This window comes from Agaribacterium sp. ZY112 (assembly GCF_041346925.1).
Lineage (GTDB): Bacteria > Pseudomonadota > Gammaproteobacteria > Pseudomonadales > Cellvibrionaceae > Agaribacterium.
The window spans coordinates 2,296,160-2,319,841 of the sequence record NZ_CP166840.1 but is presented as its reverse complement, the minus strand read 5'-3'; the positions used below and the strand labels follow the sequence as shown (position 1 = coordinate 2,319,841).

Genomic DNA, 23,682 nt, shown 5'->3' with positions numbered 1-23,682 from the left:
CAACAAGCCACAGATTAAAACCATTAACACAAAAGCTTATGATTTTTAATAAAAGTCAATTTTTAAGTATAAAAAAGAAATAACAAGGCATCACATTTATTAAGAATAACTTTTGTATAGACGGCCATAATTCAAGCTAACAAATATACTAAATTTACGCCAAGACTCAGATGCTATTTCATGATGCACATCTCAATAAAACTCAACTATTACCTTATAAATATACTCATACATAGATTTTAACAGTGCGACAAACTCAATAATGACGACAGGCCTTAACCCTTTAAAACGGCTAGAAAACACAGCCCTAAATCACGATTATTGAGAGTCGAAGATAGAACGTTTAGGCAGAGTCAGCAGCCCCACACTGCATTAAAACTGTCTTAGAACCGTCACCCCGCTTTCATATATGTACCCTAGCCTAAGCCTTTTTAGTAGTGAAAAGGTACGGGAAACATCAATGAGCAAGATTAATCGCCGAGATTTGCTAAAGTATTCAGCCTTGAGTTTAGGCTCTGTAACGGTAATGGGAGGCTTGAGTGCCTGTAATTTAGATGGTGACAATGAAAAAACCATCGACATGAGTTTTACTCACGGCGTTGCAAGCGGTGACCCAAAATCAGATAAAGTCATTTTATGGACACGAGCAAAACCTAAAGATGAGAACAAAAACCACAGCTTAACCGTAAACTATGAGCTTGCCACCGACCCGGATTTTATGAACATCACTCATAATGGCCAGTCTAAGGTGTCTGAAGATTCCGACTTCACATTAAAAGTCGACGCCATTAATTTAAGCCCCGCCACAGATTATTATTACCGCTTCAAATCAAACGGTATGACATCCATTACAGGGCATACCAAAACACTGCCAGAGACAAACACCGAGGTCAGCCAAGTTAAGCTTGCCCTGTTCTCATGCTCCAACTACACCGCCGGCTACTTTAATGCCTACTCTGAAGCGGTGAACATGCTCGACCTAGATGCCGCCATACATTTAGGTGACTACATTTACGAATATCGCATGGGTGAATACGCCACGGAAAACGCCGAGAACATAGGTCGCGCGTTGCCTAAGGATAATGATGTCGAACTATTAACGCTTGAAGATTACCGCAAGCGCTATGCGCTCTACCGCAGCGATTTAGGCTTAAGCGCACTGCATGCCGTTGTCCCCATGATCGTTATCCCCGATGATCACGAAGTGGCAAACGATACTTACATCGACGGTGCAGAAAATCACAGCCCAGAAACAGAAGGTGACTTTAGTGAACGCAAGCGCAATGCACTGCAAGCCTATTTTGAGTGGATGCCCATTCGTCCAGCCAGCAGTGGCGATAACAGCACCATTCACAGAAGCTTTCAGTGGGGTTCATTAGTGAACTTAATGATGCTAGATACGCGTCTAAGCGGAAGATCCAAACAACTGAGCTATACAGATTCAAGCTTCTTTAACAGTGACGGCAGCTTTAATAGCACCAGCTTTGCCGCAGCCGTTGCGGATGACAATCGCACCATGCTTGGTGCCGAGCAGCTACAGTGGCTGCAAACGGAACTCAGCTCATCAAGCGCGACATGGCAGGTTCTCGGCCAGCAAGTATTGATGGGGAAAATGAATTTACCTTTAGAGCTACTGCTTCAACTTGGTAATAACGATACCAGTGAACTGTTAACGGAGCTGTCTTCCATTAAAGCTCGTATGCTTAACAACGACCCCAGCCTAAGCGATTTAGAGCTTGCGCGCCTTAACGCTGCAGCGCCCTACAACTTAGATGCTTGGGATGGATATCAGTATGAGCGAGAAGTCATTTATGCAACGACAAACGCTCTTAATAAAAACCTCGTAGTGATTGCAGGTGACACCCATAACGCTTGGGCAAACAACCTTAAAAACCAAGATGGAGAGGCTGTCGGCGTCGAATACGCGGTTGCATCCGTAAGCTCGCCCGGTCTTGAAGACTACCTCGACCTTGACGAAGAGGCAGCCTCAGGATTATCTCAAGGTCTAAACCTACTTATCGATGACCTGCATTACAACAATATGTATGACCGAGGTTTTGCAGTTATGACCTTTACAGAAGACAAAACACAAACAGAGTGGATTTATGTCGATACTATCTTATCAACAAACTACAACCTAAAGGTGGAAAGCAGCTACACAATGGAAGTGGAGGCTGGAGAAAACATGTTGCAAAGTAGTTAAGATAACTGTGCGGCCGGTGCAGTACAGTGTCGGTCGCACCGTGGTTTAGAATACAAGAATAAATAAACTTCACAGCCACAGTAAATAAAGCGAGCTAGAGTGTTTAAACAATATAAAAAGCCTAGAACCCACACTAACAGACAATCATAACAAGGTAAATTAAAGAGAGGGCATAGTTTTAAGCCCCCTCAAAAACATCACTAGTCAATACATTTTATTTTAGTTACCACAGGAAAAGAGTAAGGCATACCATGAGTAATACGCGTCGAGTAAAATTCATTACGAATCACTTGAGTTGCAACATTACCAAAACCAGCTTTATCGGAGAATTTTGTCTGCATCCCTGTAAAAGTGGCTTTATTGTAACCCTCATCACGACAAAACTTGTGAACGATATCAGTTTGAGGGAAAAGGCCAGCGATAACGGTATTATTATTTGAGGAATCAATAGCCCACACGGTAGGATTAGTAAACGTTTCCGTTGCGGCAAGTGCTGACACACTTAAAACAGACATCATCATTACCGACCCTACTTTACATATAATATTCATACTAAATCCTTTTATTGAAAAACATAATTGACGACAAAGCCCAGAACCCTCTGAGCCGAAAAGAATACTACAGGTAAAAAAAACAAAATGGGTTTTTTATCACGCCATATTTCAACAAATAACCAATCAAATAAAAAGATTATTTAACCGAAATCAAAAGCTGTCGCCAGGAGGCACATCCATAAAAATAAACCTGTGTCGATATACCCTTAAGCATAATTTTACCCCCTCACTTCTAGCCCACGTACTAAAACAAACCCAATTGGGCTTCAGCTAGTTCATCAAAACTCAAACCAATAAAAGGCAAGATGCCGTCAGCAACAGGTCGTAGTTGTTTATCGATGTAGTGCTGATAATCAATAAGGCCTTGTTGATGCTCTAAGGCCTGAGGGCCGTTTACGGTTTGCACGTAACTGATCCAACCTTTGTTCTGATAGCGCAACTTGTGGCCAGCAGCCTGATTGAGTTGATCCGCATAGCGAGCGGCTTTCACTTGCGGTGGTGAGCTAAGCACATAATGATCTAAACGTCGACGAAGACGTTTGCGATAGACTAGTTTTGCATCGTTCTTACCCGCCAAAGTGTCACCTATACTCTGGCGTACATAGGCCTCTACATCTTGTCCCGAGAACACCAGTGTATAAAGCTGAGTTTGAAAGTCCTTTGCCAATTGCGTCCAATCCGATCGAACTGTTTCTAAGCCTTTAAAAACTAATTCTTCACCATTGGGTCCTTGCTTAATACCAGCATAGCGCTTTTTGGACCCCTGGCTCGAACCGCGAATTGTTGGCATTAAAAATTGGCTAAAATAGGTTTCAAACTCTAACTCTAAAGCGCAATCTAGGGAAAAGTCGTCTTTTAATTTTTTACGCCATAAGCGATTTATTTTTTCTTGTAACTTAAGCCCAACTTTAGCTGATTTTTCTTGATCATAATCCCCCTGCAACCAAACAAAGGTGGAATCCGTATCACCATAAATGACCTCATAACCTTCTGCTTCTATCCACTTAGCCGTCTCTTGCATAATAGCTTGACCGCGCATAGTGATAGAGCTTGCCAGACGCGTATCGTAAAAAGGGCAGCCGCCTGAACCAAGCACCCCATAAAAACTATTCATCAGAATCTTAATGGCCTGCGAACGAGCAGCATCATTGATTCGCTTCGCTTCATCGCGGGCTTGCCATAATTGTTCAATAATGGCTGGAAGAAAATGTAAGTCACGGCTGAAAAACGCCCCTTTAAAGCCAGGCACAGCTTCTTCAGGCTTTTTTAGGCCCTCGACCAAACCAAGAGGGTCAATTAAAAAAGTACGAATAATACTTGGATACAGGCTTTTAAAATCGAGAACAAGCACATTACGGTAAAGACCGGGCTTGCTGTCCATCACGTAACCACCAGGGCTTGCTAAACCACCACCTTCAGGACGATTAGGTGATATATATCCAGCGCGATGCAATTTAGGCAGATAGACGTTAATAAACGCCGCAACCGATCCACCTATACGCTGTAACTCCAAACCGGTTAGCTGGCTGCGCAAACTTAAATAATTAAGTAAATCACAGTGCTCTAATATCTCTAATACTAATTCACAATCTTGTAGGTTATAGCGGGCAAGCTTAATTTTATTGTGGATAAAATCGTGCTCAATTTCGGCCAAGCGATCATCAACATCTTCACTTAACTTGCCCTTGCCCAGTAACTGCTGAGCTACAAACTCAAGACTAAAGCTATCAAAGTGATAGCTTGCCGACTTAAGTGCATCAATGCCATCAATGACCACACGGCCGTGAATGGTGACAAAGACTTGGCGAGCATCGTCACGTCGCTCACGTAGGTGCATCGGTTCCCCATCACGACCTAGGCGCAGCTTCATTCGATGATGCTCTGCACGCTTATGCAATAAACGCATGTCAAAATTAATGACGTTCCAACCCAAGATTAAATCAGGGTCATAGGCTTGTACTTTATGAACCAGCTGCAACAGCAGTTGTTTTTCGTTATCAAGCCACGTTATCCATTCTGGCGCATCGGCCTCGGACTCACCAATCATAAGCACACAGCGATAGTTGGCAGCAGCTAGGCCAATAGAAAACAACTGCCCTTGTTCACTGCACTCAATATCTAGACTCAAACTGCGAAAATGAGGGGTATAAGATGAAGGTGAACAGCGAGCATCCACTAGCTCCAAATACCGTTTACCATTAAGCACCCTCCCCTCGGCCTTCATAGAACCATAGATAAAACGCTCCATTAAAAAGCGATCGAGTAGACGGATATCACTCTCGAATAGCAGCAGACCTTGAGCCTCAAGTGCTTCTCGCGCGCGATAACACAACTTTGTCGTAGTAAAATACAAAGCGCTCATCGCTTCTTGCTCAAAACTCTTAAGCTCAAGCTCTCGAGACTCAAAGGCAAGACCGGCTTGATTTAATGCTGCTTCTGCTCGCTTTTGATCCAATTGCCGAATAAAAAACAAGTCTTTCTGCAAGGTGCTCAGTACTTTGCAAGGGCCGTTTTGCGTCTGCAGCCAAAATTCAAGATAGAGCTTGGCACCGCGTTCTCGCACATGGCGACTCAGTATCATCCCCTCTACAACACACCTTGCAGGCAAGTTAGTTTGAAGATTGCTTTTACTATGAGCTTGCGAAGAACTTGGGTGATTCATAAAAGCTAAGCCTGAAAGAGAGCTTTAGACTTCAACAATAAGCTCATACGACGTGTATTTTCGAATGTTAATCACTCCGTTTTCAAAAATGAGGTATTGGCCTTTAATGCCTATCAGCACGTCATTAATTTCAGGTACTTTATCCAAATTGTAAGACTTCACCTTATTTGGAAACTCTGTGACGGGATAGTGAATCTCTTGAATAGGCAACTCGAGCCGCTCTATCGCATCATCACCATGCACACTGATAATGTCGACCAAGGCAGCTTCGATCTGGGCAATCAACTCATGCGCTTTTTCATTTAGATCGATAGCCTCATTATTCCCCTTAAGCATGGCCTGCCAGTGTGTTTTGTCAGCCACCAATTTAGCCAAAGCTATTTCAACAAGCCCTGAGATATAACGTGACTTCACTTTAAAAATAGGCAAACCCTGAGTAGCGCCTTGGTCTATCCAACGCGTAGGCAACTGGGTGTGGCGAGTGATGCCAACTTTTATGCCTGATGTGTTCGATAAATAGACATAGTGGGGAACAAAACAATTGGCCTCACCCCAGCTTGGTTCTCGACAAGTGCCCTGTGCATAATGACAAGTTTCTGGCTTCATAATACACATGTCACAACTGGCCAGCTTTTTCATACAAACATAGCAATGCCCCTGAGAGTAGCTTTTCTTAGTTGGCTTGGCGCAGTTTAGGCACTCAATATTTCCGGTATACGTCAGCCTAATACTTTTACCGATCAAAGGGTTCAGATCCAATAAGGCATCCCCCACAGGTAATTGATAAACAACCTGTTGAGCCTCATCTAAACTGCTCCGAAGTTTTTTAACCGTACCTTGCATATCACTCATACCACTGTCTTTACCGCATTTTTCGAGGCCGCAGTATAACGGAATCAAGCTGTAAACTTTGGCTCATCTCTAAGACTCAAGATAAGTCTGTGCCTAGCCTAGCCCTAAGAAAAGACCAAAAAACACCCACAAAGCACAAAAACAACACAATATAGAAAACAGATAGGAAGAAATAGAAACAAATAAGACTCAAAAAAACACTTTTCTTATGGTTTGGCCTCCTAGCCAATCATGTGTAACTCCACAAGATACGAGTTACAACAAACAGCTAGGGCTCATTCAAAAGAAAACGGACTAAGTAGCATGAACCCAATAAATAAAATACTGCCCGCAGTGTTCGCTCTCTCATTAACAGCCTGCGGGGGTGACGACTCATCGGGCAAGCCAAGTGTAACGAACTCACCCTCGCCACAGGCGTCCCCCTCAGTAGCACCTTCTCCTAACTTATTGCCATCGCCATCGCCATCGCCATCGCCATCGCCATCGCCATCGCCATCGCCATCGCCATCGCCATCGCCATCGCCAATCATGATTGAGCTAGAAGAGTTTGAAACAACCGGCGGCCTAAACTTTGATGACGATAACTTCTATGCGGGCTTTCAAGCCTTTAATAACAACAATTTTGGCGGTATTAATTGGAACCAAAACCAAGATTGGGGCGAGTACCAAGTGACATTTCCAGAAGATGCCACCTACCGCTTAGAGCTCCGCGCGGCCGTACCTGATGCTGATAACAAAAATATCCGTATCTATGTTGATGGCTATATTATCGGCTCTGCTAGCCTCGAGTCGACCGGTGACTGGAACAGCTATGAAGTCCAATTAGTAAGTGATGAACTCGAAATTTACGCCGGTGAACGCACGGTTAGAATCGAAAGCTACGGTAGTGAGTGGCAGTGGAATGCTGACTGGGTGCAATTCACCGCTATTGGCCCCACCACAGGAGAAGGCCCCCAATCAGGCCCTACGGATATTCCTAATCACGATAAAGTTGTGCACCTAAGTATTGAAGGCAATGAACGTGTCTATCTCGCCCATCTACCGGAAGGCTATGATTCGGGAGAAAAACGACCTCTCGTATTAATGTTCCACGGTGCAAACAGCACAGCTAATGGCGCGCGTGCAAACACCCAACTCAATCAGATAAGTGATGAATACGGCCCAGTAGTCATCTACCCTCACAGCTTAGCAGCCCCTGATGGTACCCGTTATTGGCATGGTTTCTTAGGTATAGAACCAACAGATTTTCACGATGTTGCCTATGTCGAAGCCATTGTTGAGCAAGCCATCGATTTATATAACGTCGACGAGAATAAAATCTTTATAACGGGTAATTCAAACGGCGGTTTTTTTGTTTCAAGCCTCACCTGCCAAGTACCTGAGCTATTTGCAGGTGCCGCTATTAATATTGCTCCGCAATTAAGACCAGAAGTAGATGCCTGCCCCCTCACTGAAAAAATGCCAATGATTCATTCAATGGGTACGATCGACGACACTTTCGCCTATACAGGTGATGATGTTCGCATGAGTGCGATAGAAACCAGCACGTATTATGCGGCACACAACGGCTGTGACTTAACTCCAGTTGAAACAGAGCTTGAGGATATCAACACAGCAGATACAAGCACCGTCACCAAAGTCGAATACCAAAACTGCGACGAAGGCTTCCCCGTTGTGCACTACCGTATCAATGATGGTGGCCACTACTGGCCAGGCTCCGCACCAGATAGCGTAACCCCATCTCTTAACCAAGACATCAACTGGAGTGAGCTTCAGTGGCAGTTCTTCCAAGATATTATTGATATGCAAGATAACGCTCAATAAACCATAACAATAAATAAACAGGGTTTGTTAGCCGTGCCATGAACAACCCCTGTCTTTAGCCTGACTAAAACTCAGGCTTTTTTTGTAGATGCCACTTGACTAAGGTAGATACAAAACAATACTATCTACTAAAAGGTAGATAACCACTTACAGCCAAAGATGCTTGAACTTAACCAAACAGCCCACAAGATCCTAGATTCCGCCGAGCGCTTCACTCAGCTTAACGGCTTTAATGCCTTTAGCTACAAAGATCTGCAAGCACAAGTCGGGGTTAAGACATCCAGCATTCACTACTATTTCCCCACCAAACATGATCTTGCCCAAGCCTTGATAGAGCGCTATCAAGCAAGCTTTGAACACACACTAATAGAAATTGAACAGAACCGAGCTAGCAGCAAAGAAAAGCTAGAAGCCCTAGGCCAGTGTTATATCAGCCCGCTAAAAGATGGGCGCTTTTGCATGTGTGGCATGCTTGCTAGCGATATGGCGGGCTTGCCTGAGAGCGTCAACAGTAAAGTAAATGCGTTTTTTGAGTATGTCGAAACATGGATTAAGCGCTGTTTAGAGCAAGGCGTAAAAAGCCAAGAACTTAAGAGTACACTCAATATTGAGCAAACTGCGGCTCAGTATTTGGCCCTACTTGAAGGCGGTATGCTGATTGCGCGCACCCAAAAAGACCCAAAGCACCTAGAAGCTCTTATCAAGCACCTACTTGCGGAACTGGGCTAAGAAGTTATTAGTTCAAGCGCATCCCCCAAAGACAAAAACAAAGACAAACTAAGAACCAAAAGCCGCTAGCTCACAGTTAGCACTAACTAAATCACAGCCCTATTAAGGGCGTTTATAGCATCTAAACAAGAATCTACCTATGGGTAGATAGTTATACAAACCAAAAATCTATCTATAGGTAGATAGCCAACTAAAAAGGAAGTAAACATGAACAAGCAAACAGCATTAATTATTGGCGGCTCTAAAGGCATAGGCTTAGATACCGCAAGGCGTTTAGCCGCACGTAATATCGACCTCATTCTAGTTGCAAGAGAGCAAAAGGCACTCGACTTAGCACGCCAAGATATTCAAGCCAATAGTGACGTAAAGATAGAAACTCACTCCGTCGACCTCTATGACGAATCCGCCGTTACAGGTTTTATTAGCATAATCTCAAAGCTTGATAGGCATATTAGCTACTTAGTAAATGCCGCCGGTTATTTCAAACCCACCTCCTTTTTAGAACACACCAAGCAGGATTACCGAGCGTATCTAGACTTAAACGAGGCTCTATTTTTTATCACACAAGCTGTCGCAAAAAACATGACAAAGCATAAGCTTGGCAGTATCGTCAATATAGGCTCAATGTGGGCTAAACAAGCCGTAAAAGCGACCCCATCATCGGCGTATTCCATGGCCAAAGCAGGCTTACACTCATTAACACAACACCTAGCTATGGAACTGGCCGATGCCAATATTAGAGTGAATGCTGTCTCACCTGCCGTTGTGTTAACAACGGTATACAAGTCGTTTATTAAAGAGACTGAAATCGAAACCACGCTGGCCGGTTTTAACGACTTCCACCCCATTGGGCGTATTGGTCAAACTCAAGATATAAGCAGTGTGGTTGATTTCTTACTTTCTGATGATGCAGCTTGGGTCACTGGCGCCAACTGGGATGTCGATGGCGGCGTTATGGCCGGACGTAATTAATTAAAAATAAATAAGCGCCAGCTTCTAGCTAGGCGCTCATTTAAAAAGGTAAAAACATGAGTAAACAAGTCCCTCTTGAAAAAGCCAAAGAACTGCGAATAAATGCCGACTTTAATAAACAAGTGCTCATTACTCCAGAGCAGTATCAGTGGGTAGCCTCCCCCATTAAAGGCGTAGAAAGAATGATGCTTGATCGTATTGGTAACGAATCAGCAAGAGCCACTTCACTAGTTAGATACCAAGCAAATAGCTATTTTTCAGAACATGTACACAGTGGTGGTGAGGAGTTTTATGTGCTTGAGGGCGCCTTTGCTGATGAACATGGCGAATACCCAGCGGGTAGCTATGTACGCAACCCCATAGGTACTAAGCACAGCCCTAAAGTCGGCGAAAATGGCGCAATTATTTTTGTAAAACTACAGCAATTTGCAACTGACGATAGACTGCGGGTTAATATAAATACCCATACAAACGGATGGAGAGCCGGCCTTGTTGAAGGCCTACAGGTAATGCCACTTCACCAGCACAACACAGAAAGCGTTGCCCTGGTTAAATGGGCCCCCTTTACCCAATTCCAAACCCATACGCATTGGGGCGGCGAAGAGATTCTTGTTTTAGACGGCGTATTTAAAGATGAATATGGCAGCTACCCTAAAGGCAGCTGGTTACGCAGCCCACATATGAGCACACACACACCGTTCACAGAACAAGAAGGCGCACTCATATTGGTTAAAGTCGGGCATTTAGCGGGACTTAAGTAGCAAGCAACGACAGCTTAGTCGGCTCTCATTTTGAAACGCCATCAAAATGAGAGCCGACTAAAGACGAATTGCACAATGAGCCCAGCTCAACTTCTATCAATGAGAACTCTCAAATTGCTTCTGTAAGGTCTCAGTCTTCAAGCGCTCTTGCTCTGCAAGCTGCCTTTTTAAATACAATAGCTCGGCCTTAAGTTTTTCTACTTGCTTAGTAGAAGCATTTTTTTCCCCCTTTAATGCTTGTTGGCTAAAAGCATGGGGAGGTGTCGTAGAAAACTGATCATACAAACTCTTTTGCTTATTTTTAATCGACAAAAACGTCAGTGATGCCGATAGTGGTTGATGCTCACCAGAAAATTGAGCCCTCGCATGCACAGTGATTTTTCCAGCTCTATCCGTTGCCTCAACAATAATCGGGGCAGAACCCCACTCTATTTTTTTAGGGTTTAAATTAAGACCTTCACCAGTAATTAAACGCCCCTCACCTTCTATACTAAAGTGCACACTATGGCGATCAAAACGCTTAACAACACCATCCTTATCAACCATTTCAGCGACAACAACAACTTTGTCACTACCATCGGCGATTAAATCCACACCCTCATTATCCAAACGAAGTTGTAACTGAGTAGGCCTAAGTGCGCTGTATTTTTTGTGCTCTGCCACCTCCTTGCCATCAATAAAACAGCGAGCAAATAAGAAGGCATCTCTTGGAGTAAGAGCATGCCCAAGTCTATGCATATCATTAAAGTCGAACATATCTCTAAAGCTAAGTATCGCTTTAGGGTGACGATACCCGACCTGCTTGGTTGATTGACGTATTATCTTTCCGCCTTTATGGGCCTGCAAACTAACCTCATCACAGTTTGAATAAACGTCAACATCAACAGGAGAAAACGGTGTTAATTCATGTGCGATAAAAACATAAGGCCCCGTATCACTTAAGGCATCGGCATTAAACTTACGTGGACGTTGAGACTGAAACATCGCATACGAGAGCTTCGGCTGACGAAAACTATCCATCGCACCACCCTGAAAAGGGTCTGGATGATAACCACGTTGATGATCAAAAGGATGCCACAAGGCCCCACCAAAATACCCCCCCTTAGAATCATCAACAGCGCCCCAAATACTGTCAATAATGGAGTTATACCAGCGTGCTTGGTGCAACATGGGGGCCTCTCCCCATGCTCTGTTAATACGACTAAAGGAGTTTTGGGCATTCCAATCATCCACCCAGTCACCCCACTCGCGAGTAAAATAACTTACCCTGGCATCCACCTTATCTGCTTCCGGCGCTGCGCCATATTGAATACTAAATAAATCCCCACCTTTTGCGTGAGCATCCGATACGGCATAAGAACCTGGTTGTTCTTGTTCAACCAAAGCCAGCACATTTTTAGCAAAATGCTCGGGATACCATGTTTCATTCAAAATCGGCTCCCACAAAAACACCGAACTGTGATTGCGATCCCGCCGAATCATGTTTTTGATATCAGCATATACACGTTCTTCAAATATCGGATCTTCATTCCAAAACTGCCAACCTGGTGTTGTATTAATGACAAACAAACCCAACTCATCGGCGGCATCCATAAAAGCGGGGTCTTGAGTAAAGTGAGCACTGCGAATGACATCAAAGCCTGCGTCTTTTAATTTTTTGGCATCTCGCCAATGAAAAGCGTTTGGCAATGCATGACCAAGTACTGCAAAATCCTGATGGCGATTGGCACCAATCAAGGGGCGTCCATAAGGCTTGCCATTCAACCAAAAACCTTGATTTTCATAGCCCTTAAATTCAATTGATCGAACACCTATACGACGCTTATAGCCGTCCACGACTGTGTTATTTTTATTTTTTATTCGCACCTCTAGATCGTATAAATAAGGTGACTGAGGCGACCACAGCTTAGGCTCTTTAAGCTCTAATTGAAGCTCAGATGTAAAATCTAAACCGGCTTTAATAGCCAAATCAGCGCGTCCTTGCGCTACATTTTGTCCACTTTTGGATATTAGCCTGTACTCTATTTGGCCCTCAAAATCTGTCGTACTTTCGTGCTGTATATGAGCCTTCAGTAAAACGTGAGCACTTTTCTTTGATACCTGAGCGTAGCTAACAAATAAACCGCCACCTGCGCTAATATCCCTATAATTGGCATCAGTGATATAGGTCGTTTCATGACTCACTAACCAAGCATCCCGGTAAATACCACCAAAAAAAGTGAAATCCAAGCCTGCCTGAGGCTTACCAGGAGGAAAGCTTGTATCGTCACTGTTATCTGCCTTTACCGCTATTAGAGCATCTTTCCCTGCAAGCACAAGATGAGTGATATCAACAATCGCAGGTAAGTAGCCACCAAAATGCTGCTTGACTAAAGCTCCGTTTACATAAATTTCTGACTTACCCATAATTCCTTCAAAATGCAGAAATAATTTCTTATTTTTAAAAGAAGAAGGAATAACTAAGTCTTTTCTATACCACGTCACACCTTGGTAATTAACACCGCCACTGGCATTAACAGGTAAATATTCTATACCGTGGGGTAATGTAACAAGCTGCCACTGTTTATCATCAAAACCTAGGCTCTCAGCACCATTAACATCGCCCTTATAAAAACGCCAAACAGGATTAAGGCTATGGGCTTGACGTACGCCGTCCTCCAGTTCATAAAAACCAGCGGTGGAGAATTGGGGCTTGTAACTTGTCTTGTTATAAGTAGGCTCCGCGTGTATAGCCATGCACATTAACGCAGATAGGCCCGTGAAAAATACCGGAAATCGCTGGATATGTAGTGACAGACGAAGAAGACGGATCATCCAATTTACAACCATAGTTCAACATTCACACTCTCTGAATTAGCCTATTTCTAGGCTCGGTTAAATGCCGCTAAAAGTTTTTTTCCAGCAGCTTTATCCAGTTTTATATACAAGTGTGCTTAATGCCTTCACTATCCTAACCGAAATCTTAAAAATCCTGTTTCCCCATTAAAATCAATTACTTATAGAGACCACCACTAGTATTTTAGTTGAGAGTCAAGTAGATAAACTCTGCTTATACTGCCCTGGCGTTTGGCCAGTCACTTTTTTAAAGACAGTGCTAAAGTAGTTACTATTATTAAAGCCCACTTCAAACGCGGTTTCTGTCACCGTTTTAAAGACAAGCAGGCGCTTGGCCTCTTTAACCCGTAACTCAGTTAGATACTGATTTAAGGTTTGCCCAGTAAGCTCTTTAAAGTGGCGCATCAAGTAGCCCTGACTAACCCCACAGTGCTTGGCAACAAGTTTATTATCGGTGATTTGGCTAAAGTGCTCTGCCATATAAGAACGGGCCTTCTCCACTGCCTGTAAACGACGCTGACGAGGCAAGTCTGCAATTAAGCCACTTAAAGCGACCGTTTCTCGGGTGGCTATGCCCTGTACCTCTTCCGTACTTACGCTTTTGCTAATCGCTTCAGTGCTAGCAAGCGCTCGCTCAAACATCTGTCTACTATCGGCCCCCGCATCGATACTGAGCTCAGTGAGACGCGACAACAGCTCACGAACCTGTAGCTTATAGCGCAGAATATCACCATCGGATGACTTAGCTAAACGCAACCACAACTCATTCAGCTCATCGGCTTGACCACTGTAAGCTCCGTTACGCAGCATCCATAACAACTCATCTTTTATCGCATCAGCTTCACCGCGTGTTCGATGCACATCGTAATACACAGCCCACACCCAGCACGCAGCTGTAAAAACAGCAGCAACATAAATCAACCAATAACTATTTACTAAATGATGTGAAACTAATTGCGCAATAGGCACTGCCATAGTTCCAAGCAAAAATGCAACATTCATAGGCCTGCATTCTTGCCACCACTCTCGCCACAACAAAATAGAAAGTGGTAGCAAAAGTAAGGCCATATGCGTGCTAATCAAGATCAATGCATCATTATTGCTAAGCTGAAAAGGGATAAATTGGACAAAATTTAAACTAAACAAGTAGTTATAATTAACAACATCTTGGATTGCGAGAATGCACAAAAAAGACACACTAGAAACCACATAAAGTGCAACTTTGGTCCACAAGGCCAAATTAATGGAGCTCATTCTAAACAGCACAATCAGTACAGCGGGCATGCCTAAACCAAAAAACAACATACCACGCAAGAAAAGGATATAAATTCCATTTTCCATATCGGTATAAAACTGCAAGAACTGCCCAACTAAGTAGAGTGAAAACGTCAATAAAAAAATCGCGTGTAAATAAAACCCAGTTAAAATATGACGGCAAAAAACAGAAAAATAAAGCAATACCAATAAAAGCAGTTGTGCTGATAGCAAGGGTAATATCGTAAATTCAAGTACATCAAATGGAATATAAAACACCGTATTTCTCATTCTTATTATTAAAGGGGATGAGCCTTTGGCTAACGAAGAAACTATTAGCCCAATAACAGCTAAATTCCGTACTATCATAACAAGAAGGAAGGCTGAGTCTATGCTCCGCCTTTGGCTTAGAGACTACCTTTTATCAGCGGCTCAGCAATAATGAATCTAGCTTACATACGATAACAAGCCCCCCCCCACACTGTTTGAGCTCTAAGCACATCAGTAGATTCCCAAGTTAGGCATGCCTCCAATGAACTGAGCTCCCCTTTAATTGGATGAGCGCCTTGAAAGTTGCAGATACTGATAACTTGGAAGCACCGTCTATGAAAGGCCTAACTGTCTTTATATCAATACAAGCCAAGCCTTGCACTTCCGTACTCAATTCAACACTCAATCTCCAGAGTAGTGCTACAAAAGCCAACACTAAGCTTGATCACCCTCAAATTGATATATGTGCAAGCGTGATCCAATATCAATCTTCCCCATAAACAGTTAACAGAGGGCTGTATGAGCCAACACGTACATGACATTCTAGATATAATCAAACAAAGTGGTAAAAACTACAGCGTAGCCGAGCTCAAACAAGCCATCACCAGTGAATTTGGGTCTGAGGCGACGTTCGCTTCATGCTCAACAGAAGGTATGAATATAGAGCAAGCTATCGAATTTATTATCAGCAAAGGTAAGTTCGTTCCTGAGAAATCGGGCGTATGCTGTGGTGGTTGCGGCGGATAAAAAAAGCCTCGCCTAAAAACGTCACGTCAATTTAACGAACACGCTTAAAAGCCAATTTATACTGAATCTAACGACTAAACAAAAAAGCAAGAAAAAAAACAAAAACTGCTGACTGCATAAATCAATTAATACAGATAGACTTAGCCATTATCACTAAAAAAATAATGTAAACGCTAAAGAGAGGGAGCCGCCAATGGCGGCTAAAAAAGCGGGCTTTCAAAAACAAGATACAGTGTTATTCAGAACACATTATTATTAATTATTCTAGCTCTTCTATAAGTTTAAAAACTCAGTATAACATCCACTGCTACTCGAATAATCCAGCTACGCTTTGCGTCCCTCGCTAAAGCATGCGTACAGTAACCAAACCGAATAAAAAACAAAAGACAAACAATTAAAATACATTAAACAGTGTGAACCAATCGAAAAACAGAAAGCAAAAGCGCCAACTTGATCTCATTTAAAAACACAAAGCCACACCTACCAACATTTATACTAGGGTAAAGTTCACAAAAAAACACAAACTAAGTCATTACGTTTAACCAACACACCACAACTAAAGTAGCAACACATTTGATTTTTTATAATACTCATATCAATGATGCTTTAAAAACCTTAATCGATTAGCATTCGACACCACGGTCACCGACGACAGCGCCATCGCTGCTCCTGCAAACATAGGATTTAACAGCATCCCCCAAAACGGATACAAAATACCCGCCGCGATAGGAATACCCAAACTATTATAAATAAAGGCTCCCCATAAATTTTGTTTGATGTTTTTTAAACAGACTTTACTAACGGTAATCGCATCTATCACAGCCAATAAAGAATCTCGCATTAAAACAATATCAGCACTTTCAATTGCAATATCGGTACCTTTGCCAATAGCCATACCCACATCCGCTTCGGCTAGAGCGGGGGCATCGTTAATACCATCCCCCACCATAAGAACCTTAACCCCTTGCCTTTGTAATTTTTTTATATAAGTGACTTTATCGGCTGGTAACGCTTCGGCACAGTATTTCTCTAACTTTAACTTAGACACCAAGGCCTTAACCGTATGCCGATTATCGCCACTGACAACATGCACTTGTACGCCTTGTTCTTTCAAATTACTTATTACTAAATCTGCCTCTTCTTTCACCGGATCAGCCACGGCTATCAGGCCAAGTAGGTGTTGCTTATTGGTTAGATACATAGGGGTTTTGGCCTGTTCGGCTAAGCCACTGGCTAGGGCTTTAACACGCAAAGCCGTATCTGAATTAAGATCTATACCCACCTGCTCGAGCAAAGCCCAGTTTCCCAAATAAAAACGACCTGAGCGCCGGGTTAAGGCATTAGAACCAGCACTTGCCAAGTGAAGACTAGACTCATCAGAAGCGTTGATACAAGCCTCTACACCTAAACCGGTATGAGCCTGAAAATCTGTGACAGTAAACCCATTTATATCAAGATTTAAAGCTTGAGCATGTTCGACGATGGCCTCTGCTAAACGATGCTCCGAGCCCAGTTCTAATGCAGCCGCAATCGAAAGCAGCTCGTTTTCGCTGATAATAGAATGACCTTTATCATTAAGCCTATTTTCCGTTTCGCTTTTTTCTTCAGTACCTAGCTCAGTGTTTTTAGCGCTTTGCTCATCGCCCCGATGATCCAGCAAACTAATAATGTCACTCACGCAGGGTTTACCGAGGGTTAAAGTACCGGTTTTATCAAAGATAACGGCATCTATGTCGGCTGTTTTTTGCAGTGCTTGACCATTGCGAATAAGCACACCAAATTCAGCCGCTTTAGCAACGCCAACCATTACTGAAATAGGCGTAGCCAAACCTAAGGCGCAAGGGCAAGCAATAATAAGTACGGATACGGTTGTTACCAAAGCTAAGGAGTAGGCTTGCTCTGCACCAAAATACAGCCATAAACAGCCACTGATTAAGGCAATGCTCACAACCACAGGTACAAAATAAGCAGAGATAGAATCAGCTAAACGGGCGATAGGTAACTTCGTATTTTGGGCTTGCCTGACCATTCTAATGATTTGCGCCAAAGCAGTATCTTGACCAATGGCGGATGCCTGCACAATTAAACTACCGTTTTTATTAAACGTGCCTGCTGAAACGTGATCGCCTTTAAGTTTAAGGACAGGGCTGGGCTCTCCACTTAACATGGCTTCATCGACTCGACTCTGCCCTTCAAGTACCTGCGCATCAACCGGTATTTGCTCTCCAGGTCGTATACGCAATACATCGCCAAGCTGAACCTGCTCAAGCGCCACATCAAATTCTTGCTCACCTTTAATTATTCGAGCACTTTTAACCTGCAGATCCAACAAACGCTTGATTGCTTGGCTAGTTCGGCCTCGGGCTTTTGCCTCCAAAGCCAAACCTAGATTCACCAAGGCGACGATCATCAAACTCGCTTCGAAATACACATACCGAGCTTCTACAGGAAACAAACTCGGCACGACTAAAACCAATAGCGAATATAAAAACGCAGCGCCCGTTCCCAAACTAATAAGGCTATCCATGCTTGCACTGCGTTTGAGCAAAGCCTGCCATGCCGCAAGATAAAAGTGTCGAGCCGACACCCACATCACCATCAAACTAAGTACTGCCACCAAAGACCAAAGCACGCGCTGAACATTGCTCGTAATACTCATATCGCCAACAAACAATGAATAAAACATCAGCGGTATAGCTAAGCTAAAAGCCAGTACACAGCGCTTAAGTAAACTATGGTAGTGCCTTTGTTCTGCCTGCTCGTGTTGCTGTTGCCTTCGCTGCTGTTGCTCAACGCTTGCAAGCCGCTCTATCACAGAGGCTTGATATCCAATCGCCTCTAGAGCTCTTATAAGCACGTTTTCATCGCACTCGCCCTTCACCAATACACTGCGATCTGCAAAATTCATCTGTGCAGATTCAACCTGTTCAAGTGCGACTAAAGCTTGCTCTATTTTAGCCACGCAACTAGCACAGCCTGCGCCAGTTACCTTCAGTTCTATCGAGTTTGCTTGCAGTGTCATCGTTAATCCCCTCAATACTATTGAGTTTGGCCTTCCGAGTTCACAGCGTGAGCAACAAACTTAGCATGCCGTTTTTTAACTAAAAAGCCTTCATAAACATAAAAATACAAAGCCGGTAAGACCAGCATACTTAGCAACAAAGCACTAACCATGCCCCCAACCATCGGCGCCGCTAAACGCTGCATAAGCTCAGCACCTGTACCTCCTGCCAATAAAATGGGCAATAAACCGATAATGGTTGCCAGTGTCGTCATCAGTACGGGGCGAATACGTGTTACCGCCCCCTCAAGGACAGCGTCGCGCAATTGCTCTGAGCCTAAATCAAACCGCTTTTGCTCGCGTAAGCATCGTTGAACCGATAAATTAAGATATAAAAGCATAATCACTCCTATCTCTACGGCCACCCCAGCCAAAGCAATCATGCCAACGGCCACTGCAGTGGAAAAATTAAAACCCATGCCATATACCAACCAAAGACTGCCGACTAAGGCCAGCGGTAAAGTACCGATAATCATCAATACATCGGCCAAACGTTTAAAACACAAAAACAAAAGTAATACGATAATAATAAGGGTAAGAGGAATAACTAAACTCAAGCTTTGTTTAACCCTCTGCATATATTCGTACTGACCAGCCCAACTTAGTGAATAAGCCACCGGCAGTGTTAACTCACTATCTATGAGCTCTTGCGCTTGCTTGACATAAGCCCCCACATCCATGCCAGCAATATCAATCAAGGTCCACCCCACCACACGCGCATTCTCACTTTTAATACTGACAGGCCCTTCACTAATACGAATGTCTGCGACATCAGCTAAGGCAATACGAGCCCCGGAATCGGTCACTATAGGTAATAAAGCTAACGCTTCAGGGGAGTCTCGGTAAGCCTGAGGATAACGAATATTAATAGGGTAGCGCTCTAGCCCTTCAACACTCTCACCGACATTCTTACCCCCCACGGCAAAGGCAATGGTTTGTTGAATATCACTGATATTCAAACCTAAACGCGCGGCTTGCTCTCGCTTAATATCAATATCCAAATAGCGTCCAGCCGCCACACGCTCTGAATACACGGATTGAGTCGCATCTAGCTGCGATAATATGCGCTCTAGCTCTCGACCTATGTCTTGAATAAGCTCTAAATCTGGCCCAGATATTTTTATAGCGACAGGAGTTTTAACCCCTGTCGCCAACATATCGATACGTGTTTTTATTGGCATAACCCACGCATTACTTAAGCCAGGAAAACTCACTTTGGCTTCCAGCTCTTGCTTTAATAAAGCTAAGCTCATGCCCTCTCGCCACTGGCTTTTAGGCTTTAATTGCACAAATGTTTCTATCATGGTTAAAGGGGCTGGGTCGGTCGCGGTATCTGCTCGACCAATCTTGCCAAACACACTCTCCACCTCTGGCACGGTGGCAATTAACTTATCAGTTTGCTGTAAAAGCTGCCGAGCTTTGCCAATAGAAATACCTGGATAGGTTGTGGGCATATACATTAAATCACCTTCATCCAAAGTCGGCATAAATTCACTACCAAGGTTTTGTAAAGGCCATAAAGAGCAAAACACAAGTAAAACGGCACTAACTAAAGTTACTCTAGGGTAATGTAATACCCGCTTTAAAACCTTGCGATAAGTAGAACTAAGCATACGGTTCAGTGGGTTTTTATGCTCTGAATAAATACGCCCTCTCACAAAATACCCCATTAATACCGGCACTAAAGTAATCGCCAATACCGCAGCGGCAGCCATCGCATAGGTTTTAGTAAAAGCCAAAGGCTTAAACATACGCCCTTCTTGAGCCTCCAGAAAAAAAACAGGGGTGAAACTCACGGTAATAATAAGCAAACTAAAAAAGAGGGCCGGGCCTACTTCAGAAGCAGATTTGGCAACAAGCTGCCAACGATCCGCACCACCTTTGACGGTGTTTTTTTCTTCAGCCACGAAATTAGTCGATGCATTAAGCTCTGCATGACTCTCTTTATGTTTATGCAGGTTTTCCACCATCACAATAGCGCCATCGATCATCGCCCCAATCGCAATCGCCACTCCACCTAAGGACATAATATTGGCGTTAATGCCCTGTATATTCATAAGTAAGAACGCACAGAGTATTCCCACAGGTAAACTAACAACCAACACCAAAGAAGAGCGGATATGCCACAGGAAAAGCAAACAGACGAGGGCCACAAGCACAAACTCTTCGGCCAGTTTATGCCAAAGATTCGTCACCGCATTAATGATCAGCTGTGAGCGATCATAAACACTGACCAGCTCAACTCCTTGTGGTAGACTAGTCTTTAAGCTTTTAAGCTTGGCTTTAACGGCATCAATAGTGGCTAGAGCATTTTCGCCATGGCGCATAACGATAATGCCTCCAACTACCTCACCCTGCCCATTTAATTCAGCAATACCTCGGCGCATGGCAGGCCCTTCACCAATAAAGGCAACATCTCTTAATAATAAGGGCACACCTTGCTGTTTTATGCCTAAAGGCACAGTCTGCAAGTCTTCTATGTCGCTGATATAACCTGATACGCGTAGCATGTATTCTGCTTCGGCAAGTTCAATGACAGATGCGCCAGTTTCTTGGTTAGCCTGTTTAATCGCTTGCTGAACATGCCCAACAGGAATTCCAAATGCGCGCAGCTTTTCTGGCTGCAAGTTGATTTGGTATTGCTTGATCATACCGCCAACCGTAGCCACTTCTGCCACTCCGGGCACTGCCTGTAGCTCGTATTTTAAAAACCAGTCTTGCAAACTACGCAGCTGACTAAGGTCATGCTGTCCGCTCTTATCAATAAGCGAATAAATATATACCCAGCCTACGCCTGTCGCATCAGGGCCAAGCTCTGGCTTTACCCCCTCTGGCAGGCGAGAACTCACTTGGCTTAAATACTCTAAAACACGGCTACGAGCCCAATATAAATCCGTGTCGTCATCAAAAATAACGTAAACATAGGAATCACCATAAAATGAAAAACCACGCACACTTTGAGCACCAGGCACCGACAGCATAGCTGTTGTAAGTGGATAGGTTATTTGAGCTTCAACCAATTCAGGAGACTGACCAGCATAAGAGGTTTTAATAATCACCTGAACATCGGATAGATCGGGAATAGCATCCACTGGCGTTTGCTTTATCGAGAACAGACCCAATAACACTAGAATTACCGTCACTAAAAGCACGATAAAGCGGTTCTCTATTGACCAATAAATAATCCCTTTAATCATGCTGCGCCCCATGTCTATCTGCTTTCACAGCACCTTGAGACTTACCTTGCTTATCAGCCTGTAACGTTGAGTCTGTGCCAAGCTGGAGGATTAGATTTGTCAGAACAAAGTCACCGTGACGAATTTCAAAACGAAAGCGTATTCTCTCACCCGCTTCAAAATCATTAATCTTTAATCTTGGGGATAAATGAAAATCCATTGTCATCGCTGGCCGCTGCCATTTTTCTATTGGGCCTCGACTGATATTAAGGACTCTAGTTTGCGTATCGACAGAGTTAATTACACCTTCAACCGTAGCGCTAGCGAACTTGTTTTCTTGTTCAGTCTTCGGCTCAGGGTGTAAGCGTTTAAAATCAGAGTTTTTACTCGACTCAGAATCCAGTAAAAATTGCGCCGACGTCACAATACGATCCCCCTGCTCTAAACCATCCACAACCTCAAGCTGCGAAGAGCCAAAACGCCCTACTGTCACCGCCACCGATTTAAAATAGCCCTGCCCTAAATCTAATACGACCCGATTCTGACTTCCTGTTCGAATCAGCGCTTCTTTATCAATCAATAAAACAGCATCTTCCGCCTTATGGCTTAAAATACGTAAGCGCGCAAACATATTGGGTTTTAATTGTTTTGACGCATTATCAAACTCAATGCGCACCGTAACAGTACGACTATACTCATCAACCGTCGGGTAAATATAAGCCACTTGCCCCAACCACTGCTTACCGGGTAAATAATCTAAGCTCATACGAACGGGCTGCCCCACTTCAACCAAAGCGGCTTGGCGCTCAAACACTTCAGCTTCAACCCATACTGTATCGAGTGCACCAATACTGAATAAAGTTGTGCCTGGTTGTACGTAAAAGCCTTCGCGGATATTAAGGTTGTCGACAACACCACTTTGGGGAGAAGAAAAGACAACCGTTTGCTTAATCTGCCCACCAGCTTGAAGCTCTTGAATAAACGCTTCAGGAAACTGTAAAGCGCGCAGACGATTTATGGTGCCTTGAATAAGGTGCTTATTGCCTCTTTTTAAGGCCAGCACAAACTCTTCCTGAGCATTCACTAACTCTGGCGAATACAAGGCGTAAAGAGGCTCTCCTTTAACAACTGGGTCGCCAGAAGCTTTGACATAAAGTCTGTCTATCCAACCTTCAACTCTTGGGTGAATATGAATAAGCTTATCTTCGTCATAGCGAACATAAGCAACCGTCAGAATCTCACTTTCTAAGCTGCCATAACCTACCTCAGCCGTTCTCACCCCCAAATTATTAACCACATCTGGGCTTATATAGATTGAGTGGGGGTCAACTTCCTCTTGTACCCCCTCCTGCACCTTATTCTCATAAACGGGCACCAAATCCATGCCCATTGGGGATAGCCCGGGTTTATCTCGGCGATAATTGGCATCCATCGGCGCTACCCAATACAAAGGTTCATCACTGGCTTGCTCATGCTCTTGCACAGCAGGCGAGCTCAATAGCCCTTGCCCAAAAACCAAGTAGCTCAACAAAACCCCTAAAGCTAAACCGACAGTTAAAACCAGTAACAATACGATTGTTTGTTGTTTCATTTCACGCTACTCCAATTAAAATAATAAAAACAGTTTTGGAGGCGAGCAAGGCACAAAGACGGGCCAAGGCTCTGTAATAGGTACGGAACATTCACTAGAGTTCCCCTTTATTAACCAAAGCATTTAAGGCTTTGGTTGATTGATAATGACATCGAGGAAAGGCATTCCCCGCTTATGAAAAAGCCAAATTT

Annotated in this window: 15 protein-coding genes; 6 read left to right on the top strand and 9 right to left on the bottom strand. The window is 43.7% G+C overall.

Going from position 1 to position 23,682, the window contains the following annotated elements:
• The first annotated feature begins 460 nt into the window (after nucleotides 1-460).
• Complete coding sequence (locus AB1S55_RS10095; protein WP_370977928.1) at nucleotides 461-2,203, top strand: alkaline phosphatase; 1,743 nt, start codon at nucleotides 461-463, stop codon at nucleotides 2,201-2,203.
• 200 nt (nucleotides 2,204-2,403) lie between these two features.
• Here AB1S55_RS10095 and AB1S55_RS10090 read toward each other — a convergent pair whose 3' ends face one another.
• The 4 genes from AB1S55_RS10090 to AB1S55_RS10075 form a co-directional block, all read right to left on the bottom strand.
• The gene (locus tag AB1S55_RS10090; RefSeq protein ID WP_370977927.1) at nucleotides 2,404-2,754 is read right to left on the bottom strand and encodes a hypothetical protein; all 351 of its coding nucleotides are present in this window, start codon (nucleotides 2,752-2,754) and stop codon (nucleotides 2,404-2,406) included.
• Nucleotides 2,755-3,001: 247 nt separating this feature from the next.
• Nucleotides 3,002-5,419, bottom strand: a complete 2,418-nt coding sequence (locus AB1S55_RS10085) for a DNA polymerase II (RefSeq protein ID WP_370977926.1) — start codon at nucleotides 5,417-5,419, stop codon at nucleotides 3,002-3,004.
• A 24-nt stretch (nucleotides 5,420-5,443) separates the two neighbouring features.
• On the bottom strand, nucleotides 5,444-6,271 hold the full coding sequence (locus tag AB1S55_RS10080) for a DUF2797 domain-containing protein (protein ID WP_370977924.1): 828 nt from the start codon (nucleotides 6,269-6,271) through the stop codon (nucleotides 5,444-5,446).
• Nucleotides 6,272-6,546: 275 nt separating this feature from the next.
• Nucleotides 6,547-6,801, bottom strand: a complete 255-nt coding sequence (locus AB1S55_RS10075; protein WP_370977922.1) for a hypothetical protein — start codon at nucleotides 6,799-6,801, stop codon at nucleotides 6,547-6,549.
• Between AB1S55_RS10075 and AB1S55_RS10070 the strand changes: the two genes are divergently transcribed.
• From AB1S55_RS10070 to AB1S55_RS10055, 4 genes are all read left to right on the top strand, one after another.
• On the top strand, nucleotides 6,800-8,095 hold the full coding sequence (locus tag AB1S55_RS10070) for a carbohydrate-binding protein (RefSeq protein WP_370977921.1): 1,296 nt from the start codon (nucleotides 6,800-6,802) through the stop codon (nucleotides 8,093-8,095). The genes AB1S55_RS10075 and AB1S55_RS10070 overlap by 2 nt on opposite strands.
• 159 nt (nucleotides 8,096-8,254) lie before the next feature.
• A complete protein-coding gene (locus AB1S55_RS10065; RefSeq protein ID WP_370977919.1) occupies nucleotides 8,255-8,824 on the top strand; it encodes a TetR/AcrR family transcriptional regulator in 570 nt (189 codons plus the stop codon).
• Between the two features lie 207 nt (nucleotides 8,825-9,031).
• On the top strand, nucleotides 9,032-9,796 hold the full coding sequence (locus AB1S55_RS10060; RefSeq protein WP_370977918.1) for an SDR family NAD(P)-dependent oxidoreductase: 765 nt from the start codon (nucleotides 9,032-9,034) through the stop codon (nucleotides 9,794-9,796).
• A 56-nt stretch (nucleotides 9,797-9,852) separates the two neighbouring features.
• Complete coding sequence (locus AB1S55_RS10055) at nucleotides 9,853-10,557, top strand: cupin domain-containing protein (protein ID WP_370977916.1); 705 nt, start codon at nucleotides 9,853-9,855, stop codon at nucleotides 10,555-10,557.
• 96 nt (nucleotides 10,558-10,653) lie between these two features.
• On the opposite strand, the gene AB1S55_RS10050 is transcribed toward AB1S55_RS10055, so the two are convergent.
• Complete coding sequence (locus AB1S55_RS10050) at nucleotides 10,654-13,293, bottom strand: sugar-binding domain-containing protein (RefSeq protein WP_370977915.1); 2,640 nt, start codon at nucleotides 13,291-13,293, stop codon at nucleotides 10,654-10,656.
• Between the two features lie 294 nt (nucleotides 13,294-13,587).
• Nucleotides 13,588-14,937 carry a helix-turn-helix transcriptional regulator gene (locus tag AB1S55_RS10045; RefSeq protein ID WP_370977913.1) on the bottom strand — a complete coding sequence of 450 codons (1,350 nt, stop codon included), beginning with the start codon at nucleotides 14,935-14,937 and terminating at the stop codon, nucleotides 13,588-13,590.
• Nucleotides 14,938-15,435: 498 nt separating this feature from the next.
• Here AB1S55_RS10045 and AB1S55_RS10040 point away from each other — a divergent pair, with 498 nt between their 5' ends.
• Nucleotides 15,436-15,663 (top strand): YecH family metal-binding protein, encoded by a 228-nt coding sequence (locus AB1S55_RS10040; protein ID WP_370977911.1) that lies wholly within the window; start codon nucleotides 15,436-15,438, stop codon nucleotides 15,661-15,663.
• A gap of 595 nt (nucleotides 15,664-16,258) precedes the next feature.
• Here AB1S55_RS10040 and AB1S55_RS10035 read toward each other — a convergent pair.
• Genes AB1S55_RS10035 through AB1S55_RS10025 form a run of 3 tightly spaced genes read right to left on the bottom strand, consistent with a single transcriptional unit; the run spans nucleotide 16,259 to nucleotide 23,491 of the window.
• Complete coding sequence (locus AB1S55_RS10035; RefSeq protein WP_370977910.1) at nucleotides 16,259-18,685, bottom strand: heavy metal translocating P-type ATPase; 2,427 nt, start codon at nucleotides 18,683-18,685, stop codon at nucleotides 16,259-16,261.
• Nucleotides 18,686-18,702: 17 nt separating this feature from the next.
• Nucleotides 18,703-21,921 (bottom strand): efflux RND transporter permease subunit, encoded by a 3,219-nt coding sequence (locus tag AB1S55_RS10030; RefSeq protein WP_370977909.1) that lies wholly within the window; start codon nucleotides 21,919-21,921, stop codon nucleotides 18,703-18,705.
• Complete coding sequence (locus AB1S55_RS10025) at nucleotides 21,914-23,491, bottom strand: efflux RND transporter periplasmic adaptor subunit (RefSeq protein WP_370977908.1); 1,578 nt, start codon at nucleotides 23,489-23,491, stop codon at nucleotides 21,914-21,916. Before AB1S55_RS10025 ends, AB1S55_RS10030 begins: the two co-directional genes overlap by 8 nt.
• Between the last annotated feature and the right edge of the window lie 191 nt (nucleotides 23,492-23,682).

What these genes read in the sequence shown, in the direction of transcription:
- AB1S55_RS10045 (WP_370977913.1), bottom strand. Translation starts at nt 14,937, where the DNA reads ATGAGAAATACGGTGTTTTATATTCCATTTGATGTACTTGAATTTACG.
- AB1S55_RS10030 (WP_370977909.1), bottom strand. Translation starts at nt 21,921, where the DNA reads ATGATTAAAGGGATTATTTATTGGTCAATAGAGAACCGCTTTATCGTG.
- AB1S55_RS10025 (WP_370977908.1), bottom strand. Translation starts at nt 23,491, where the DNA reads ATGAAACAACAAACAATCGTATTGTTACTGGTTTTAACTGTCGGTTTA.
- AB1S55_RS10050 (WP_370977915.1), bottom strand. Translation starts at nt 13,293, where the DNA reads ATGGCTATACACGCGGAGCCTACTTATAACAAGACAAGTTACAAGCCC.
- AB1S55_RS10075 (WP_370977922.1), bottom strand. Translation starts at nt 6,801, where the DNA reads ATGATTGGCGATGGCGATGGCGATGGCGATGGCGATGGCGATGGCGAT.
- AB1S55_RS10095 (WP_370977928.1), top strand. Translation starts at nt 461, where the DNA reads ATGAGCAAGATTAATCGCCGAGATTTGCTAAAGTATTCAGCCTTGAGT.
- AB1S55_RS10060 (WP_370977918.1), top strand. Translation starts at nt 9,032, where the DNA reads ATGAACAAGCAAACAGCATTAATTATTGGCGGCTCTAAAGGCATAGGC.
- AB1S55_RS10055 (WP_370977916.1), top strand. Translation starts at nt 9,853, where the DNA reads ATGAGTAAACAAGTCCCTCTTGAAAAAGCCAAAGAACTGCGAATAAAT.
- AB1S55_RS10080 (WP_370977924.1), bottom strand. Translation starts at nt 6,271, where the DNA reads ATGAGTGATATGCAAGGTACGGTTAAAAAACTTCGGAGCAGTTTAGAT.
- AB1S55_RS10065 (WP_370977919.1), top strand. Translation starts at nt 8,255, where the DNA reads ATGCTTGAACTTAACCAAACAGCCCACAAGATCCTAGATTCCGCCGAG.
- AB1S55_RS10085 (WP_370977926.1), bottom strand. Translation starts at nt 5,419, where the DNA reads ATGAATCACCCAAGTTCTTCGCAAGCTCATAGTAAAAGCAATCTTCAA.
- AB1S55_RS10070 (WP_370977921.1), top strand. Translation starts at nt 6,800, where the DNA reads ATGATTGAGCTAGAAGAGTTTGAAACAACCGGCGGCCTAAACTTTGAT.
- AB1S55_RS10035 (WP_370977910.1), bottom strand. Translation starts at nt 18,685, where the DNA reads ATGACACTGCAAGCAAACTCGATAGAACTGAAGGTAACTGGCGCAGGC.
- AB1S55_RS10090 (WP_370977927.1), bottom strand. Translation starts at nt 2,754, where the DNA reads ATGAATATTATATGTAAAGTAGGGTCGGTAATGATGATGTCTGTTTTA.
- AB1S55_RS10040 (WP_370977911.1), top strand. Translation starts at nt 15,436, where the DNA reads ATGAGCCAACACGTACATGACATTCTAGATATAATCAAACAAAGTGGT.